The organism is Frondihabitans sp. OV104, from assembly GCF_057787745.1.
This window is the reverse complement of sequence record NZ_CM173541.1, coordinates 1,727,995-1,744,948: the sequence shown is the minus strand read 5'-3', so window position 1 is coordinate 1,744,948 and position 16,954 is coordinate 1,727,995. Positions and strand designations below refer to the sequence as shown.

General features: G+C 72.9%; 18 protein-coding genes. 10 read left to right on the top strand and 8 right to left on the bottom strand.

What is annotated here, in order from left to right:
- Positions 1-4: 4 nt before the first annotated feature.
- The 3 genes from AC3CBB_RS08240 to AC3CBB_RS08230 form a co-directional block, all read right to left on the bottom strand.
- Positions 5-1,351 (bottom strand): NtaA/DmoA family FMN-dependent monooxygenase, encoded by a 1,347-nt coding sequence (locus AC3CBB_RS08240; protein WP_488626641.1) that lies wholly within the window; start codon positions 1,349-1,351, stop codon positions 5-7.
- Positions 1,352-1,495: 144 nt separating this feature from the next.
- Entirely contained in the window at positions 1,496-2,167 is a 672-nt protein-coding gene (locus AC3CBB_RS08235; RefSeq protein WP_488626640.1) for a response regulator, read from the bottom strand.
- The gene (locus tag AC3CBB_RS08230) at positions 2,164-3,390 is read right to left on the bottom strand and encodes a sensor histidine kinase (protein ID WP_488626639.1); all 1,227 of its coding nucleotides are present in this window, start codon (positions 3,388-3,390) and stop codon (positions 2,164-2,166) included. The genes AC3CBB_RS08235 and AC3CBB_RS08230 overlap by 4 nt, the downstream gene beginning before the upstream one ends.
- A gap of 214 nt (positions 3,391-3,604) precedes the next feature.
- Between AC3CBB_RS08230 and AC3CBB_RS08225 the strand changes: the two genes are divergently transcribed.
- Together AC3CBB_RS08225 and AC3CBB_RS08220 are read left to right on the top strand one after the other, a co-directional pair.
- Positions 3,605-4,351, top strand: coding sequence for a response regulator transcription factor (locus tag AC3CBB_RS08225; protein ID WP_488626638.1), 747 nt, complete (start codon positions 3,605-3,607; stop codon positions 4,349-4,351).
- An 8-nt stretch (positions 4,352-4,359) separates the two neighbouring features.
- Positions 4,360-4,491: a hypothetical protein gene (locus tag AC3CBB_RS08220; RefSeq protein ID WP_255410932.1), complete on the top strand. Its 132-nt coding sequence runs from the start codon at positions 4,360-4,362 to the stop codon at positions 4,489-4,491.
- Between the two features lie 39 nt (positions 4,492-4,530).
- Here AC3CBB_RS08220 and AC3CBB_RS08215 read toward each other — a convergent pair whose 3' ends face one another.
- A complete protein-coding gene (locus tag AC3CBB_RS08215) occupies positions 4,531-4,797 on the bottom strand; it encodes a helix-turn-helix transcriptional regulator (protein ID WP_123505082.1) in 267 nt (88 codons plus the stop codon).
- A gap of 33 nt (positions 4,798-4,830) precedes the next feature.
- Between AC3CBB_RS08215 and map the strand changes: the two genes are divergently transcribed.
- The 4 genes from map (at position 4,831) to AC3CBB_RS08195 (ending at position 9,914) form a co-directional block, all read left to right on the top strand.
- Positions 4,831-5,601: a type I methionyl aminopeptidase gene (gene map, locus AC3CBB_RS08210; protein WP_488626637.1), complete on the top strand. Its 771-nt coding sequence runs from the start codon at positions 4,831-4,833 to the stop codon at positions 5,599-5,601.
- A 60-nt stretch (positions 5,602-5,661) separates the two neighbouring features.
- Complete coding sequence (locus AC3CBB_RS08205; protein WP_488626636.1) at positions 5,662-6,867, top strand: MFS transporter; 1,206 nt, start codon at positions 5,662-5,664, stop codon at positions 6,865-6,867.
- 122 nt (positions 6,868-6,989) lie between these two features.
- Complete coding sequence (locus AC3CBB_RS08200) at positions 6,990-8,270, top strand: multidrug effflux MFS transporter (RefSeq protein WP_488626635.1); 1,281 nt, start codon at positions 6,990-6,992, stop codon at positions 8,268-8,270.
- 123 nt (positions 8,271-8,393) lie between these two features.
- Positions 8,394-9,914, top strand: coding sequence for a carboxylesterase/lipase family protein (locus tag AC3CBB_RS08195; RefSeq protein ID WP_488626634.1), 1,521 nt, complete (start codon positions 8,394-8,396; stop codon positions 9,912-9,914).
- 103 nt (positions 9,915-10,017) lie between these two features.
- Here AC3CBB_RS08195 and AC3CBB_RS08190 read toward each other — a convergent pair whose 3' ends face one another.
- Genes AC3CBB_RS08190 through AC3CBB_RS08180 form a run of 3 tightly spaced genes read right to left on the bottom strand, consistent with a single transcriptional unit; the run spans position 10,018 to position 11,566 of the window.
- Positions 10,018-10,947, bottom strand: a complete 930-nt coding sequence (locus tag AC3CBB_RS08190) for a TolB family protein (RefSeq protein WP_488626633.1) — start codon at positions 10,945-10,947, stop codon at positions 10,018-10,020.
- On the bottom strand, positions 10,944-11,258 hold the full coding sequence (locus AC3CBB_RS08185; RefSeq protein WP_123505077.1) for a Dabb family protein: 315 nt from the start codon (positions 11,256-11,258) through the stop codon (positions 10,944-10,946). Before AC3CBB_RS08185 ends, AC3CBB_RS08190 begins: the two co-directional genes overlap by 4 nt.
- Positions 11,255-11,566 (bottom strand): heme-binding protein, encoded by a 312-nt coding sequence (locus AC3CBB_RS08180; RefSeq protein WP_488626632.1) that lies wholly within the window; start codon positions 11,564-11,566, stop codon positions 11,255-11,257. Before AC3CBB_RS08180 ends, AC3CBB_RS08185 begins: the two co-directional genes overlap by 4 nt.
- A gap of 71 nt (positions 11,567-11,637) precedes the next feature.
- Here AC3CBB_RS08180 and AC3CBB_RS08175 point away from each other — a divergent pair, with 71 nt between their 5' ends.
- The 4 genes from AC3CBB_RS08175 (at position 11,638) to AC3CBB_RS08160 (ending at position 16,139) form a co-directional block, all read left to right on the top strand.
- Entirely contained in the window at positions 11,638-12,660 is a 1,023-nt protein-coding gene (locus AC3CBB_RS08175; protein ID WP_199738189.1) for a LacI family DNA-binding transcriptional regulator, read from the top strand.
- Positions 12,661-12,780: 120 nt separating this feature from the next.
- Complete coding sequence (locus AC3CBB_RS08170) at positions 12,781-13,815, top strand: Gfo/Idh/MocA family protein (protein WP_488626631.1); 1,035 nt, start codon at positions 12,781-12,783, stop codon at positions 13,813-13,815.
- A 2-nt stretch (positions 13,816-13,817) separates the two neighbouring features.
- Positions 13,818-15,146 (top strand): cytochrome P450 family protein, encoded by a 1,329-nt coding sequence (locus tag AC3CBB_RS08165; RefSeq protein WP_488626630.1) that lies wholly within the window; start codon positions 13,818-13,820, stop codon positions 15,144-15,146.
- A gap of 177 nt (positions 15,147-15,323) precedes the next feature.
- Positions 15,324-16,139: a hypothetical protein gene (locus AC3CBB_RS08160; protein WP_488626629.1), complete on the top strand. Its 816-nt coding sequence runs from the start codon at positions 15,324-15,326 to the stop codon at positions 16,137-16,139.
- 139 nt (positions 16,140-16,278) lie between these two features.
- On the opposite strand, the gene AC3CBB_RS08155 is transcribed toward AC3CBB_RS08160, so the two are convergent.
- Complete coding sequence (locus tag AC3CBB_RS08155; RefSeq protein WP_488626628.1) at positions 16,279-16,881, bottom strand: DUF1349 domain-containing protein; 603 nt, start codon at positions 16,879-16,881, stop codon at positions 16,279-16,281.
- Positions 16,882-16,954: the final 73 nt, after the last annotated feature.

Genomic DNA, 16,954 nt, shown 5'->3' with positions numbered 1-16,954 from the left:
GGGCCTAGCGGCCGACGCGCAGCGCGTGACCGGGGTGGCTCGGCGGCAGGTGCGCGGATCCTGCGGGGAACAGCCTCTCGCGGAGGGTCGTCGCCTGGGCGGGGCCCTCCATCAGGCCGCGCCGCTTCAGCTCGGGCACGACGAGCTCGAAGAACGACGCCGAGTCGCCGGTCGGGCCGGGCTGCACGAGCACGCCGTCGGCGCCGGTGTGCTCCATCAGCGCGACCGTCTGGTCGACGGCCTCCGCGGGCGTGCCGAGGAACGGACGGCTCATCACGCCGTTCACGCGGAACTCCTCGAGGATCTCGCCGACGGTCGGGGCGTCCTCGCCGGTGAAGCGCTCGATGTTGGTGCGGCCCTGCTCGCTGGCCGTCGACTGCAGGGGCTTCGACGGGTCCATCTTCGTGAGGTCGAGGCCGGTGAAGAACGCGTACTGCACGGCGGCATCGGCGGTCGTGACGAACGCGGTCACGGTCTCGCGGAGGGCGAGGGCCTCGTCGTGCGTGGGCGCCACGACGTAGGTGCCGGCGATCAGGAACTTGATGGCGTCGGGCTCCCGGCCGGCCGCCACTGCTCGGGCCCGGATGTCGGCGATCTGCTCGCGGACCGCGTCGGGCTCGGCGGCCAGGAAGACCGCCTCGGCGTAGCGGGCGGCGACGTCGCGGCCCTTCGTCGAGGCGCCGGCCTGGAAGAGCAGCGGCGTGCGCTGGGGCGAAGGCGGCACGGTGAACACGCCGTCCGAGCGGAAGTGCGTGCCGTCGTAGTGGATCTCGTGGACCATCGCAGCGTCGGCGTAGACCCCGGCTGCGCGGTCGACCTTCAGGGCGCCGTCCTCCCACGACCCCTCCCACAGCGTCATCGCGAGCTTCAGGTAGTCCTCCGCGGCCGCGTAGCGGTCGTCGTGCGCCTTCATCGGCTCGCCGAACAGGCGCGCCGACGCGTTCTGGCCGGCGCCGGTCACGACGTTCCAGCCGATGCGGCCGTTCGTCACGTGGTCGAGCGTCGCCATGCGGCGCGCCAGTGCCGGCGGGCGGTCGACGCTCGTCGACATCGTGACGACGAGGCCGAGCTTCTCGGTCGCCGCGGCCATCGCCGACATGACCATCGACGGGTCGCCGCGCGGGAAGAGCAGGGCGTGCTCGACGGCGGTCGGAGACACCTCGCCGTCGATCAGCGGGTAGCCGAAGTCGTCGGCGATGAACAGGAAGTCGACGCCGGCCTCCTCGCTGCGCTTGGCGAGCGTCGTCCAGTAGTCGAGGGTCAGGAAGCCCGGCGTCGTGTTGTCGGGCAGACGCCACGAGCCCGAGAGCCCCATCGTCTGGAACATTCCGAAGGTGAGGGGGGCTGTCATGGCGTCTCCGAGGTCAGTGAACCGATGGGTTCACTCTGCCGCACGGATGTGTCGGCTGTGTTACGCCGGTGATACGGGGAGCGACCCGCGCCGGCGGCAGGAACGGCCCGCCGCGGCGGCGACTTCTGCCGCACGCGCGGGTGGCTACGCCCCAGGGACCAGCAGCCCGTTCTCGTACGCGAAGACGACGATCTGCGCCCGGTCGTGCGCGCCGATCTTGGCCATGATCCGGTGCGCGTGCGTCTTCACGGTGTGGGGCGAGAGGTAGAGGTCGGCGGCGATCTCGGCGTTGGTGCGGCCTCGCGCGATCCGCTCGAGCACGTCCGCCTCGCGCTCGGTCAGGTCGTCGAGCTCGCGCGGCCGAGGCCGCACGGGCGGCTCGGCGGGCACGAGCCACCGGTCGATGAGCGCCTTCGTCGCCTTCGGCGAGAGCAGGGCGTCGCCGTCGTGCACCGTCCGGATCGCGGCGACGAGGGCCTCGGGGTCGGTTCCCTTGCCGACGAAGCCGCTCGCGCCGGCGCGGAGGGCGTCGAGCACGTTCTGGTCGTTCTCGAAGGTGGTGAGCACGATCACGCGGGTGCCGACGAGCGCGGGGTCTCCGCAGATGGTCGAGGTGGCGGCGATGCCGTCGGTGCCGGGCATCCGGATGTCCATCAGGATCACGTCGGGCCGCAGCTCGCGGGCCGTCCGGATCGCCTCCGCGCCGTCGGCCGCCTGCGCCACCACCTCGATGTCGTCCTCCTGCGACACGAGGTCGGCGACGGCCTGGCGGATCAGCGTCTGGTCGTCGGCCAGCATGACGGTGATCGGGCTCACGGGGCGCTCCTTCGAGAGGCGGGGGTCTGCAGCGGCAGCCGCAGCCGGAAGACGAAGCTCCGGCCGATCGTCTCGGCGAGCTCGAGGGTGCCGCCGACGCTGGCCACCCGCTCGCGGACCCCGGCGAGACCGTAGCGGTGCCGGTCGGCGGCGTCGGGCAGCGGTGGGGCATCGGGCGCAGGAGCCGCGCTGCCGTTCTCGACCTCGACCTCGACGGCGCCCTCGCCCCAGTCGAGCCGCAGCACGGCCGTGCCGCCCGCCCCGTGCTTGTGCGCGTTCGTCAGCCCCTCCTGGATGCACCGGTAGGCGACGATGTCGACGGGCTGATCGAGGGCGACACGGGCGCCGGTCTCGACGAGCTCCACGCGGAGTCCGTCGGCGGCGAACACCCGCAGCAGCGCCGGGACCTCCTCGAGGCCGGCGATGGGCGCCTGGCCTCCGCCCTGGGCGTCGCCCTGCCGCAGCACGTACAGCATGTTGCCCATGTCGGCCAGCACGGTGCGCGCGGCGTCGGTCACGGTGTCGAGCGATCGCGCCGATGCGTCGGCGCCCTCGGGGAGGGCACGCCGCGCGGCCGCCGCCTGGAGGTTGATCACGGCGATGTGGTGCGCCACCGCGTCATGCAGGTCGCGCGCCAGGCGGAGTCGCTCCTCGACGACGCGGCGCTGCGCCTCCGCCTCGAGATTCGACTCGGCTCGGCGCGCGCGTTCCTGCACCCCTTCGATGTAGGCCGCCCTCGACCGGGCCGCGTCTCCGGTCATGGCCGCGAGCACCGTCAGGACGACCCAGAGGATCACGACGCGCGAGTCGCGGAAGAAGTGGGGGAGCACGCCGGTCGCGACCTCGCCGGCCACGCTCGACGCGATCACCACGGCGACGGCGGTCGTGATGCGGTCGGTGAGCACGGCGGTGGTGAACACGGTCAGGAGCACGGCGGGCAGGAAGGCGAACGTCGGGCCGCCGGTAGCGATGCCGAGCGCCGCCGACACGATGGCGACCACGGTGGCGGTGCGGCAGAAGCGCTCGCGGAAGACGATGGCCGCGAGGGCGGCCCCGACCATGATCGCCGCGACCGGGTGCGCCGGGATGCCGCTGCCGCCCACGTCGGTCGGCGTGACCGCGAACGCGAGCGTCATCAGGCCGAAGACGACGGTCGTCGGCCAGCCGAGACCGCGCGGTCGGATGTAGCGCGGGGTCGGCGACGCGCGACGGACGACACTCATCGCGGGCTCCTCCCAGCGCCGACGGTCGCAGCGCGGCGCCATCCCATCCTGCCCAACGCGCATGTGCGTCGCATCACCCGCCCGGGTCGCGGCCGTGAGGGTCTCGTACTCCGATCGCAGTACGCGGATCGATTCGCCCGGGGGACGCGCCCGCGGCGCCGGCTGGCGAGAGTGGACGTACCGAATCCGAAGCACCGACCGAAGGGAACGCATCATGGTCACGACCGCAACCGGCGTCGCTCCACAGCAGGGCGACACTCCGACCCGCGAGCCGCAGGGGCCCATCGGCGTCCTGCGGGTCTTCGTGGTCGACGAGGAGGACCCGATCACCCGCCTCCTGTCGATCGCCCTCGGCATGGAGGGGTGGCAGGTCACCCGCTTCCCCGACGGCCTCAGCGTGCTCGAGGCGGCCACGATCGACGCCCCCGACGCGATGCTGCTCGACATGATGCTGCCCGACGTGCTCGGCACCGAGGTGGTGTCGCGGCTGCGGGAGCGCGGCGTCGACACGCCCGTGCTCTTCCTCACCGGCCGGTCGTCGATCGACGACCGGCTCGCCGCCTACGCCGCCGGTGCCGACGACTACATCACCAAGCCGTTCGCGCTCGAGGAGGTCGTCGCCACGCTCGCCGCGCTGTTCCGCAAGCAGGGCAAGCTGCCGACCAGCGTCGTGCGGGGCGACCTCGTGCTCGACACGGCGACGGGCCAGGCCTGGATGGGCGGGCGCCCCCTCCTGCTCGCCCCCCTCGATTTCGCAGTGGTGCAGGAACTCGCGCAGTGGCCGTCGGGCCGGCAGTCGCGGCGCGCCCTCGCCGACCGCCTCACCGACCGGGGGTTCGACTTCGTCGCGCCGAACGCGCTGACGACCATCCCCGCCGTGACGGGGGCCGGCCCCGGCGGCGAGCTCTCGGCCGTCCTCCGCGTGTCGGGCGCCGACCTCGTTCTCGTGGACGTGCTCTGATGGCCGCCGTGAGCACCGCCTCCGCGGCCTCGCAGGTCGTCCAGATCGACGCCGCGGGCGCCGTGTCGCACGGACCGGCCGACCTGCCCGCCGAGACGCTGCCCGACGGGTGGCACTGGGTCGAGATCCCGCTCGACTAGGCAGGGCTGGCGGGGAGGGGAGGGCGCGGCGGGGCGAGGTCAGCCGGCGAGGGCCCCGAGTTCTTCCGCTCGGATCGCGGCCCACACCTCGTCGAGCGAGAGCCCCAGCACGTCGGCCAGCGCGGCGATGGTCGGGAACGACGGCGTCGCCACGCGGCCGGTCTCGATCTTGCGGAGCGTCTCGGGCGACAGCCCGGCGGCGAGGGCGACGTCGAGCATGGAGCGGTCGGCGCGCGCTCGCCGCAGAAGGGCCCCGAGGCGGCGGCCGCGCTCGACATCGGCGGGAGAGAGCGGGAGGCGGACCATGCGCCCAATACTAGTACCGGTATAGTTATTGGAATGATCGAGATCCTCACCCCCTCCGAGCTGGCCAAGGCGCGGGTCACCGGCGCGCTGGTCGGCACGATCCTTCAGACGCTGAAGAGCCGCACGACCGTCGGCACCAACCTGCTCGAGATCGACCGCTGGACCCACGAGATGATCGTCGAGGCCGGCGCCGAGTCGTGCTACGTCGACTACGCGCCGTCGTTCGGGCGCGGTCCGTTCGGCCACTACGTCTGCACCGCGGTGAACGACGCCGTGCTGCACGGCCTGCCGCACGACTACGCGCTCCTCGATGGCGACCTCCTCACCCTCGACCTCGCGGTCCTCACGGACGGAATCGCCGCCGACGCGGCCATCAGCTTCGTGGTCGGGCCGACGCAGCCCGCGTCGAGCCTCGCCCTGATCGAGACGACCGAGCGCGCCCTCGCCGCCGGGATCGCCGCGGCCCGCCCCGGTGCCCGCATCGGCGACCTGTCGTCGGCGATCGGCACCGTGCTCGACGACGCCGGCTACCCGGTCAACGTCGAGTTCGGCGGCCACGGCATCGGCTCGACGATGCACCAGGACCCGCACGTCGCGAACACCGGGCGGCCCGGGCGCGGCTACACGCTGCGGCCGGGCCTCCTGCTGGCGCTCGAGCCGTGGATCATGGCCGACACCGACGTGCTCGTGACCGACCCCGACGGGTGGACGCTCCGCAGCGCGACCGGGTGCCGCACGGCCCACACCGAGCACACGATCGCGATCACCGCCGACGGGGCCGAGATCCTGACGCTGGCGCGGTAGCGCCGAAGGGTGTACTCGCAGGAACTCCCACGCGCCGCCCGTGTGCGCTTGGCTGGGGGCATGAACCGCCGCCTCACCCTCCTCTTCGCCATCGCCGGTGGCGCCGCCGTCGGCAACCTCTACTGGTCGCAGCCCCTCCTCGACTTCATCGCCGACGACCTGAAGACCGACACCTCGTCGGCGGGCCTGCTCGTCACGGCCACCCAGATCGGCTACGCGCTCGGCGTGCTGCTGTTCGTTCCACTCGGCGACGTCGTGAACCGGCGGATCCTCGTGCCGATCGCGCTGCTGTGCGCGACGGCGGCCCTGCTCGCCAGCGCGCTCGCTCCCACGTTCGCCGTGCTGCTCGTCACGCTGGCGCTCGTCGGGCTCACGACGGTGTCGGGGCAGATCCTGGTGCCGCTGGCCGGCGACCTCGCCGACGACTCGAGCCGCGGCCGGGTGGTCGGTGCCGTCGTATCGGGGATCCTGATCGGCATCCTGGTCTCGCGCACCGTCTCGGGGCTCATCGCCGGGGCGGCCGGATGGCGCGCGATCTACGTGGTGGCGGCGGCGCTCGCCCTCGTGCTCGCCGTGCTGCTGTACTTCGCGATCCCGCGCCTCGAGCCGCGCACGGCGATGCGGTACCCGGCCCTGATCGCCTCGGTGTTCTCGATCGTGCGGCGGGAGCGCGCCGTGCGGTGGCACCTCGTGCTCGGCGGCGTCTCGTTCGCCGTCTTCACGATGTTCTGGACGTCGCTGACCTTCTTGCTGAGCGCGCCGCCGTTCTCGTTCGGGGTGACGGCGATCGGGCTGTTCGGCCTCGTCGGGCTCGCCGGAGCCGCCGCCGCCCAGCGCGCCGGACGCCTCAGCGACCGCGGACTCGCGATGCCCACGATCGGCGTGACCTGGGCGCTCGTGCTCGTCTCGTTCGTGGTGGCCGGGCTCGCCGCGGACAGCGTCGTCGGGATCGTCGTCGCGATCGTGGTGCTCGACGTCGCCATCCAGGGGCACAACATCACCGTGCAGTCGCGGATGTTCCTGATCGACCCCGCCGCACGGAGCCGCCTCAACACGGCGTTCGTGACGAACAACTTCATCTGCGGGGCGATCGGCTCGGGGCTGGCGACGCTGCTCTGGGCCCACGGCGGCTGGACGGCGGTCACCCTCGGAGGGGCCGTGCTGTGCGGGGTCGCGCTCACGGTGTGGGCCGTCGGGCGCCGGGGCGGGCTGCTGCTGCGGCACGAGGGGGCGGGCGGAGTTCCTGCGCCCGTGGCCTCGGCCTAGGCCGCGCCGGCGCCACGCCCGCGCAGAGGCGTAAACCACCCGTAACGCGCGCGGACCCGCCCGGAAATACGCCGCCCCCACTCTGAGAACGTCGGGGAGCCCGGCGCGAACGGAGCACCGCCATGACCACGATCGACATCGCCGCCGACACCGCGACCCGTTCCCGGGCGGGGCTGGTGCGGCGGATCGTCGTGGTGGCCGTCTTCCTGACCTGGCTCGGCCCGTTCACCATGGACGCCTACAGCCCCGGCTTCCCATCGATCGCCCGCGAGTTCGGGGTCGGCGACTGGGCCGTGCAGCTCACCCTCACCGCCAGCCTCGCCGGGCTGGTGCTCGGCCAGCTGCTCGGCGCGCCGCTCGCCGACCGGTTCGGCCGGCGGGGTCCGCTCATCGGCAGCCTCGTCGTCTTCCTGATCGCGACGCTCGCCTGCGCGCTCGCCCCGCACATCGCCTTCCTGATCGTCGCGCGGCTGTTCCAGGGCGTCGCCGCGGCGATCGGGGTGTCGACGTCGCGCACGCTCGGCCGCGACGTGCTCGAGCGCAGGCGCCTGGCCCCGTTCTTCTCGCAGCTCGCCGCCATCACGAGCATCGCGCCGGTCGTCGGCCCGCTCGTCGGCTCGGCCCTCATGAACGCCGGCGGATCGTGGCGCTGGATCTTCGCCATGATCGGCGCCCTCGGCTTCGTCGTGCTCGTCGTCGTCGTGCCCGCCCTGCCCGAGACGCACCCCGACCGCATCGACCGGTCGCTCGCGCCCGCCGAGCGCGAGGTGCCCTCCGACGTGTCGACGGGCGGCCACGGGAAGGTCCGCACCCTGCTCGGCCAGCGCGCCGTGCTCGCATCGGCCCTCGCGATCGGCCTGTCGTCGGGCGCCCTGCTGTCGTATCTGGCAGGCACGAGCATCCTGCTTCAGGATCGCTACGGACTCTCGGCCACCCAGTACGCCGTCGTCTTCGCCCTCAACGCCGTGGGCCTCCTGATCGCCGCGCAGGTCAACGCCCGTCTCGTGCGCAGGATCCGCCCCGGCGTCGTCGCCACGGCCGCCGCCGGCGCGCTCGCCGCCGACGGCCTCGCCCTCGTCGTCGCCTTCGCCGCCGCCGCGCCCCTCGGCGTGATCCTCGGGATGCTGGCCGTCGTCGTGATGTGCGCCGGCTTCCTGGGCTCGAACGTCATCGCGATCGGCATGAGCGTCGACCGGCACGCCGGGAGCACGGCGTCGGCGATCCTCGGGGTGGCGCAGTACAGCTTCGGCGCGCTCTCGGCCCCGCTCGTCGGGCTCGGGGCGGCGGCGGTGGTTCCGAGTCAGGCGTGGCTGGTCGCCGGGTACGGTGCCGCCACCGTGGTCGCCGTCGTCGTGGTCGGCGGGCGGGCGTTCCGCGATCGACTGGCACCGTCGGGCCGGTAGGCCCCGTGCAGCGTCACTCACGCCACGCCGCGGCCCAGGGCGGGTGCCGGAACGCGGACTCCATCGGCCCGCCGCCGCATACCGACCGGCGGTAGGCTCGCCCCGTTGCCAAAGGAGGCCGCCATGACTCTCGTTCAGTCCACCGTCGTCACCACCGCGTCGGGCCGGGTCCAGGGCGTCGTGCAGACGCCGCACTCGGTCGCGTTCCTGGGGATCCCGTTCGCGGAGGCCCCCGTCGGCGAGCTGCGGTTCACGGCCCCGCGTCGCCGCGCCGCCTGGGACGGCGTCCGTCCCGCCGTGGAGTACGGCGCCACGGCCCAGCGCGAGCCGTTCGGCCCCTTCGTCACCATCCCCGAGCCGTCGATCCCCGGCGCCGACACGCTGAACGTCAACGTCTTCACGCCCGCACCCGGCGACACCGAGGCGAACCTGCCGGTGTTCGTGTGGATCCACGGCGGCGGCTACTTCGCCGGATCGCCCGCGAGCCCCTGGTACGACGGCCGCTCGTTCAACGGCGACGGCGTCGTCACTGTGTCCGTGTCGTACCGCCTGGGCTTCCAGGGCTTCGGCTGGGTCGACGGCGGCGGGTTCAACCGCGGCCTTCTCGACCAGCTGGCAGCACTGGAGTGGGTGCGAGAGAACATCCGCCAGTTCGGCGGCGACCCGGCCAAGGTCACCATCGGCGGTCAGTCGGCGGGCGGCGGCAGTGTCCTCGCCCTGCTGGCGTCGCCGCTGCGGGGCGACCTGTTCCGCGCCGTCATCTCGCACTCGGGCGCCGCCGGAGACCTCTCCGCCGACGCGGCCGAGCCGATCGCCCGGGCCTACGCCGACTCGCTCGGCATCGCGCCGACCCTCGAGGCGTGGAGCACCATCCCCGAGGAGCGCATCACCGCCACCGAGCGCGACTTCAACCACGTCGGAGACACCGTCCTCGAAGCCGACGCACCGCCGGTCTCGGCGGCCGACCTCGTCGCCGGGCTTGCCGACGGCAGCACCTCGGGTCGCACCGGCCTGGCCTGGGCACCGGTGATCGACGGCGAGGTCCTCGCCGGGCCCATGGACGCGGGACTCGCGCAGAACGCCGCCGTGCCTCTGCTGCTCGGCGCCACCCGCAACGAGTTCTCGGCCCCGGGCGGGCGCGTCGACGTCGCCGACGTACGCCGCGACCTCGAGGCCGCCGGGGTCTCCGACGGGGCGATCCGCGCCTTCGAGGCCGAGGTCGCGCGCGTCGGGTTCGACCGCGCCGAGAGCCAGCTCGTGACATCGGCGCTGTTCCGCACGGCCGTGCCGCGCATCGCCACCGCCCGCCAGACCGCCGACCCCGCCGCGCGCACCTGGGCCTACGACTTCGCCGGCCGCCGCTTCGAGGCCGACCCCAGCGGCCACTGCTCCGACATCCCCTTCGCCTGGGACCTCCTCGACGCCGAGGGCGTGCCCGTCGTGCTCGGCGACACGCCCTCGCAGGCGCTCGCCGACCGCATGCACGCCGACTGGATCGGGTTCATCGCCGACGGCGCCGCGCCGTGGCACCCCGCCACCGCCGACCGCCTGCCGACGCGCAGCTACGTCAACGAGGGGCACGTCGACTCCGACGAGGTGTACGCCTTCGAGCAGGGGCTGTTCGCCGCCGCGCGTCGGGCCTGAGGCCGCCCACGCTCGTCCCCGCCCCGGCCCCGCACCACGATCGGGACTCCGCACCACGACTTCTCGCGGTGCAGAGTCCCGATCGTGGTGCGGCCCCGACCGCCTAGGCGCGCGGGTAGCTCACGTACGCGAACGCCGAGCCGTCGGGCGCCCAGCTGTTGACGTTGATGGTGCCCTGGCCGCCGTTGAACGTCTCGACGACTCGGCCGGCCGCCCAGTCGCCGTCCGTGACGAGCACGAGCCGCACCTCCTTGTCGGCGGGGTGCCCCTCGGTGCCGCCCGGGAACGAGATGTACACCGCGTCCTCGCCGACCGGAGCCACGTGCGGAAACCAGTTGACCCGCTCGTCGAACGTGAGCTGCGTGAGCTCCCTGCCGTCGGGGCGGATCCGCGCGATCTGCGCCTGACCGCGCGAGAACTGTTCGGTGTTCAGGTAGATCCACTCCCCGTCGGGGCTGTACTCGGAGCCGTCGGCGGGCCCCGGGTCGGTGGTGACGGCCCGGTCGCCCGATCCGTCGAGCCCGACCTCGTGCACGCGCACGTCGCCCCAGCCGTCGAGGCTCACGCGCACGTAGGCGAGGGTCTGCCCGTCGGGCGAGACCCCGTGCAAGAAGTGCAGGGCATCCGTGTCGAGGGTGACCCGCCGAGCCGGGCCGCCGGCGAGCGGGGCCTGGTAGATGTGGAAGTCGTTCGCCGACACGAACACCGAGTCGTCGACGGGCGAGAGCACGTGGTCGTTGTTGAGGCCGGGCACCCCGGTGATCTCGATGGGCGCAGGAACGGACGACCCGTCGGCGGGAAGCTCGTACAGGCCGCCCTCCGCGTTCACGATCAGCCGGCCGTCGCGTGTCCAGTTCGGTGCCTCGTACAGGGTGTCGGCGCTCTCGTGCACGAGCCGCGACGTTCCGGCCGCGACATCGAACACCCGGATCTCGCAGCGCTGGCCGGGCAGCAGCCGGCGGGGCTCGAGGGCGGCGGGGTCGATGTCGCCGATCACGGCGTCGTGGCCGACCACCGTGTCGTCATCGGTCACAGTGCGACCGCCGCGACGTCGACGGGCTCGAAGTCGAGCTCCTGGAACGCCGCCACCTCGGTCACCCAGCGCGTCTGCACGAAGTTCTGGTGATCGGGGTGCGAGTCGTAGGCGGCGTAGGCGGCCTGGTCGGCGAACCACATCGTGAAGTGCCAAGTCAGGTCGCTCTTGGCGCTCACCTGGCGGGAGATGCCGAAGTCGGTCACCCCGGCGATGGTCGGCAGGATCGACGCGGCGGTGGCGAGGAAGTCCTTCTCCTCGGCGCTGCCGGCCGGGTGGACGAGGGCGAACGAGACGGTGTGCTGGATCATGACGCGCTTTCTGTAGGGGAGGACGAAGCCGAGGCGAGGTACGCGGCGATGGAGGAGGTGACCAGGTCATGGTCCTCCTCGGAGGTGAGTCCTGAGGCGGTGACGGCGCCGACGACTCCGCTGCCACGCAGCCGGATCGGAAAGGATCCGCCGGTGAGCGCGTAGTCGTACGGATCGAGCCAGCCGAACGCGGCGAGGTCGTCGGCGATCGCTCGCTCGGTGATCAGCGTGCCGAGGCACCACGCGTCGACGAGGTCGAAGGTGTCGAAGACGAGCTCTTCCTCCTGAAGCTGCAGATGATCGGTCATGGGTGCCTTTCGGGTGGTGGGGCGTCTGTCAGAGGACTTCGAAGGGTGGGGGTCATGGAACACTGAGGACCATGCCCAATCCGCTGCCCACGATGCGCGACGTCGCCGACCACGTCGGGGTGTCGCGCCAGCTCGTGTCGCTCGTGCTCCGCGGTGTGCCCGGCCCGAGCGCCGAGTCGCGTGAGCGCATCCTGGCCGCCGCCGACGAGCTCGGCTACCGTCCGAACGCCTCGGCGCGCCTGCTGCGGCAGAGCCGCACGGGCCTGATCGGCGTGCTGTTCCAGATGCGGAACGCCTTCGAGGTGCGCTTCGTCGAGCGCCTGTTCGTGCGCGCCGCCGAGCAGGGCTTCGGCCTCGTGCTCGGCCCGGAGACCGCGGAGCGCGGCACCGAAGACGTGGTCGCCGAGCTGATGAGCCAGCGCGTCGAGGCGCTCGTCGCCTTCAACCCCGACCCGGCGTCGCCGGCGCTGCAGGACGCCGCGGTGCGCGTGCCGGTCGTCTGGCTGGGTGAGAGCGCCCGGCTCGACGGCGTCGACAACGTGCGGGCCGACGAGGAGCGCGGGCTCGAGCTGATCGTGGAGCACCTGGTGTCGCTCGGCCACCGCGACATCGTCTACGCGGGCGGGCTCGGCGGCTTCGTCGGCGAGCAGCGCGCCGCGGCCTACCGGGCGGCGATGGCCGAGGCGGGGCTCTCCGGGCAGGCGGAGGTGCTCCCGGCGGGCTTCGACGAAGAGAGCGGTGCGGCGGCGGCCCGCGAGTTCCTGCGCCGCGAGACTCGGCCGACAGCCCTGGTCTGCTGCAGCGACCACTGCGCTGCGGGAGCGCTGGCGGTCCTGGCTCTGGCCGGCGTGGATGTTCCCGGCGAGGTCTCGGTGACGGGTTTCGACGACAGCTACGTCTCGGCGCTCAGCTACCACGACATGACCAGCCTGCGGCAGGACATCGAGGCGACGGTCGAGGCGACCGTGGCCGCGGTCGTGGCTCGGCTCGAGGCGGACGACGCCGCGGAGGGTCTCGCCGGCCCGGTCCGGACTCCGGCGGCGCTGGTCGTCAGGGGCTCGACGGGGCCGGTCTCAGTCACGCGCCCACTTTAGCGCGTGCCAACGCTCGTGCGGCCGTTCGCATGGTCGATACTTGGCTCGTGCTAAAAACGTTGCTACGGTGTGAGCCGCGGCGCCGTCCTGAGCGCCGGCCCCGTTACCGAGAGGTCTTGCATGCTGCCCTCGTCGTTCCCCGACGCCGACGTCTTCGCCCCGGGTCGAGGTGAGCCGGCCCTTCGCTGGGGGCTGATCGGCCCAGGGTGGATCGCCGGCGAGTTCGTCGGGGCCGTGCACCGCCACACGCCGCAGCGCTTCACCGCCGTCGCCTCGCGGTCGGCTGAGCGGGCCGCCGCATTCGCCGCCGCGCACGGCATCGACGCCCCGCTCGACTCGGCTGAGGCTCTCGTCGCCCGCGACGACGTCGACGTCGTCTACATCGCGTCGCCGCAGAGCGAGCACCTCGCGCAGGGCCTTCTGGCGATCGTGGCGGGCAAGCACGTGCTGATCGAGAAGCCGCTGGCGACGACGGCCGAAGACGCCGCGCAGCTCGCCGACGCCGCCCGTCGCGCCGGCGTGATGCTGATGGAGGCAATGTGGACGCGCTATCTGCCGCAGACCTCGGTGCTGCAGAGGCTCGTCGCCGACGGCGTGCTCGGCGATCTGCGCTCGGTCGCGGCCGACCACGGCCAGGCGATCCCCGTCGACCCGAACCTCCGCCTCTACCGGCCCGAGCTGGGCGGGGGAGCGTTGCTCGATCTCGGCATCTACCCCGTGCAGTTCGCATCGATGCTCCTGGGCATGCCGACGGGCGTCACCGCGGTCGGCGGAATGACGTCGACGGGAGTGGATGCGTACTCGTCGCTCATCCTCACCTACCCGGGCATCGCGCAGGCCACCCTGACGACGTCGATGCTCACCCGCACCCCGACCACCGCGATGGTCGCCGGCTCCGACGCGCGAGTCGAGTTCGACTCGTTCTTCTACACGCCGCAGGCCTTCCGCCTCTCGGGCAACGAGCCGTTCGCGCCCGCCCTCGAGTGGACCGACCCGACGGGCCTCACGCTCTTCGACGCCCTCTCGTACGAGGCGACGGCGCTCGCCCGCTACGTCGGCGAGGGGCGCACCGAGTCGCCGCTGCACACGCTCGACGAGACGGTCGCGATCCTCGCCACGATCGACGACGCGGTGCGCCAGCTCCGAGCCGGGTAATCGTGTCGGCCCGGCGGCGGGATCCGCGGCTCCACGGCACCGGGCATCCGGAGACGTCGGGCGTCGACATCTCGAGCGTGCGCTTCTGGTCGCAGGGCTTCGACGAGCGCGACGCCGCCTTCGAACAGCTGCGCAGCACCGCTCCGGTGTCGTGGCACCCGCCGCTCGAGACGCCGGGCTACCCGCGGTCGAAGCACGGCGAGGCAGGGTTCTGGGCGGTCACGACCGCGGCCGACATCGTGCGCGTCAGCCGCGACCACGAGACCTTCAGCTCGGCGATAGGACAGGTGTCGGTGCGTCCGGCGCCCTTCCGCATCGCCGACAACATGCTCGTGATGGATCCGCCCGACCACTCCGCCTACCGCCGCATCGTGAGCCCGTTCTTCACCCCGCGAGCTGTCGAGGGCCTGCGCGGCCAGATCGACCGGCGGGCCAAGCAGATCGTGGCCCGCGCCGCCGTCCACGACGAGTTCGACTTCGTACGAGAGGTGTCGTCGCAGCTGCCGCTCCTGACGATCGCCGACCTGCTGGGGGTGCCGCCGAGCGAGACGGCGGCGTTCGTGCGGGCCGCCGACACCTACGTCGGATCATCCCTGGCGCAGGAACTCCCTCCCGGCCTCACCCTCGAGCAGTTCTTCCGCCGCGAGGTCGACTACCTTCGTGCCCTGGTCGCCGCCCTGGCCGCCCATCGCCGGGTGAACCCCGCCGACGACCTCCTGACGGCCCTCGTGTCGGCGGAGGTCGACGACCGTCCTCTCTCCGACGACCAGATCCTGTCGACGGCGCTCCTGCTGGTGGTGGCCGGCGACGACACGACGAAGCAGGCCACGTCTCTCGCCGTGATCGCGCTCGACGAGCACCCCGTCGAGCGCGCGTGGCTGCACGCCGACTTCGCGCCGCGGATCGACGGCGCCCTCGACGAGCTGCTGCGCTACGCCTCTCCGGTCATCTCGTTCGCGCGCACGGCGACGCGCGACGTCCGCCTCGGCGGGGGTGGCGACGATCTCGGCCAGGCGGGCGATGCCGAGGCCGGCGGCGTCACCGTCGCTGCCGGCGACAAGGTAGCGCTGTTCTACTGCTCCGGCAACCGCGACGCCACCGTCTTCGGCGATCCGGGGCGCCTCGACCTCGCCCGCGACGCCCGCCAGCACGTCGCGTTCGGCGGAGGGGGCGTGCACTTCTGTCTCGGCAGCGTCGTGGCCCGCGCACAGCTTGCGGCGGTGCTCCGCGAGGTGCACCAGCGGATGCCTGGGCTCAGCGTCGGGCCGGCGACCTACGCGCCGGGCGAGTTCGTGCACGCCGTCGAGGCGCTGCCCGTGCGCGTCCGCTGAGCGCGGCCGTCGGCGGGCCCCGCCCGCCCCGCCCGCCCCGCCCGACCCACCCGCCGACCCGGCGGTGAGGGGTCGCTCGTTGCTCGGGCGGCGGGGGCGCGACGACAACGAGCGACCCCTCACCGGCCGGATTGAGCGCCAGCGCGGAGGCAGGGCGGCGTGCGGTTGGATGAGTGCGTGAGCGACGACGACGAGATGACCTTCACGGCGAGCGGCATGAGCGAAGGTGTCGAGTTGGGTGGGCTGCAGGACCCGACGCGCGTCAGCGTCCACCTGACCGGCTTCACCTACGGGGCCGAGAAGGGCTGGGAGTGGTTCGAAGCCGCGACCGAGCGACACATCGCGGTGGTCCGGGCCTACGCGAGGATTCTTCGGGAGGCCGGCGGCGACGTGACGCAGAAGCGCGTGCAGCTCGCGGCCAACGCGCTGCACCAGTCCATCGGGGCCTTGCCGATCGGTCACACGGCCTACGCCGGAGTCGGCTTCCCGAGCGCGAGCAACGACGAGGTGGACGACGTCGACATCGTCGACATCGAGGCCATGCCGGCGTCGCCGGTCACGGAGGCTCGCGCGCCGCACCCCTACCTGGCGACGGCGGTGTCGGGCACCCGAATGCAGCGGCTGGAACTGGCCGGCGCCGACGACCTTCCCCTCGAGGTCGAGCTCGTCCTCGCGAAAGACCCGGACGAGTCGGTCCGCGACTCCTTCCTGGGGCGGACGCGCAGTCGCACCGCCCTGGAGCTGATGGAGCGCGACGAGCCGAGCGAGGACGTCCGGCGGCAGTTCCCGGATCAGCCGAACGCGAGTGTCGATCTCAAGCTCGACGCCAAGCTCGGCGAGCTGGCGCCGCGGATCATCGACAGCACGGCCGCGGGCGTGGGTGCGCCCGAGTCGGCACGCGCCTTCGCCCTCGCCGAGTGGAACGAGTTCCGCGACGAGGCCGATCAGATGACGCTGCGCGAGGCGTTCGCCAGGGGCGGCTGGGTCGTCTGACGCGTGCCTTGCCGGCGGGGTCGGTGCCGGCGTGGGTGGCGCAGTTCCTGCGCCCGGGGGGTCGCGAGATGGCCCTCGCCGTCGCTTCGCGCCCGCCGACCCGACGCGGAGGGCCATCTCGAGGCCGGACCGGCTGGCGTCAGGAGCCGTCGCGGAAGTCGGACGGCGGCGTCGACGAGTAGGCGATCTCGTCGAACGTCGCCACGCACGTCGGGCCCATCGGCGCCTGCGACATGAAGCCGACCGACACCGGGCCGTCGAAGTCGAGGCGGAAGACGCGGACGAAGTGCCACTGCACGCCGTCGGGCGACGAGTGGAACGCCCACCCCGGGCCGGAACGCGTGACGCGCAGGTAGACGTGGTCGGCGTCGACGAGGGTGGAGTTGCAGTCGTCCGAGTAGAGGTTGGTGACGACGGAGACGACCATCGGCTGCCCCTGCGGAGAGAACTCGAAGCAGAGCTTGGCCCAGTGGTCGGCGTCTCCCCAGATCGCGAGGACGCCTGCGTCGAACGTGGTGCGCGGAGGCTCGACGCGCACGCGGGCGCTGAGCGAGAAGTCCTCGGTCGGGGTGAAGCCGAGGGAGGAGGACGCGTGCTGCTGCGGGCCGCCGAACGCGTCGTTGGTCCAGTCGGTGCCGGCTGCGGCGGTGAGCACGAGCGTGCCCGGGGTCGGCTGCTCGGCGCCGACCGGGGCGCCGCTCCAGTGCAGCGGGGGGAGGGGGGCGATGACGACGGTGTCCATGGCTCCAGCCTAGGGCGCGGGTTCATCGGCGCGCAGGTCTCGCGCCGCGACGGTGAGGGGTCGCTCGTTGCTC

What these genes read in the sequence shown, in the direction of transcription:
- AC3CBB_RS08240 (WP_488626641.1), bottom strand. Translation starts at nt 1,351, where the DNA reads ATGACAGCCCCCCTCACCTTCGGAATGTTCCAGACGATGGGGCTCTCG.
- AC3CBB_RS08230 (WP_488626639.1), bottom strand. Translation starts at nt 3,390, where the DNA reads ATGAGTGTCGTCCGTCGCGCGTCGCCGACCCCGCGCTACATCCGACCG.
- AC3CBB_RS08225 (WP_488626638.1), top strand. Translation starts at nt 3,605, where the DNA reads ATGGTCACGACCGCAACCGGCGTCGCTCCACAGCAGGGCGACACTCCG.
- AC3CBB_RS08215 (WP_123505082.1), bottom strand. Translation starts at nt 4,797, where the DNA reads ATGGTCCGCCTCCCGCTCTCTCCCGCCGATGTCGAGCGCGGCCGCCGC.
- map (WP_488626637.1), top strand. Translation starts at nt 4,831, where the DNA reads ATGATCGAGATCCTCACCCCCTCCGAGCTGGCCAAGGCGCGGGTCACC.
- AC3CBB_RS08205 (WP_488626636.1), top strand. Translation starts at nt 5,662, where the DNA reads ATGAACCGCCGCCTCACCCTCCTCTTCGCCATCGCCGGTGGCGCCGCC.
- AC3CBB_RS08200 (WP_488626635.1), top strand. Translation starts at nt 6,990, where the DNA reads ATGACCACGATCGACATCGCCGCCGACACCGCGACCCGTTCCCGGGCG.
- AC3CBB_RS08195 (WP_488626634.1), top strand. Translation starts at nt 8,394, where the DNA reads ATGACTCTCGTTCAGTCCACCGTCGTCACCACCGCGTCGGGCCGGGTC.
- AC3CBB_RS08185 (WP_123505077.1), bottom strand. Translation starts at nt 11,258, where the DNA reads ATGATCCAGCACACCGTCTCGTTCGCCCTCGTCCACCCGGCCGGCAGC.
- AC3CBB_RS08180 (WP_488626632.1), bottom strand. Translation starts at nt 11,566, where the DNA reads ATGACCGATCATCTGCAGCTTCAGGAGGAAGAGCTCGTCTTCGACACC.
- AC3CBB_RS08175 (WP_199738189.1), top strand. Translation starts at nt 11,638, where the DNA reads ATGCCCAATCCGCTGCCCACGATGCGCGACGTCGCCGACCACGTCGGG.
- AC3CBB_RS08170 (WP_488626631.1), top strand. Translation starts at nt 12,781, where the DNA reads ATGCTGCCCTCGTCGTTCCCCGACGCCGACGTCTTCGCCCCGGGTCGA.
- AC3CBB_RS08155 (WP_488626628.1), bottom strand. Translation starts at nt 16,881, where the DNA reads ATGGACACCGTCGTCATCGCCCCCCTCCCCCCGCTGCACTGGAGCGGC.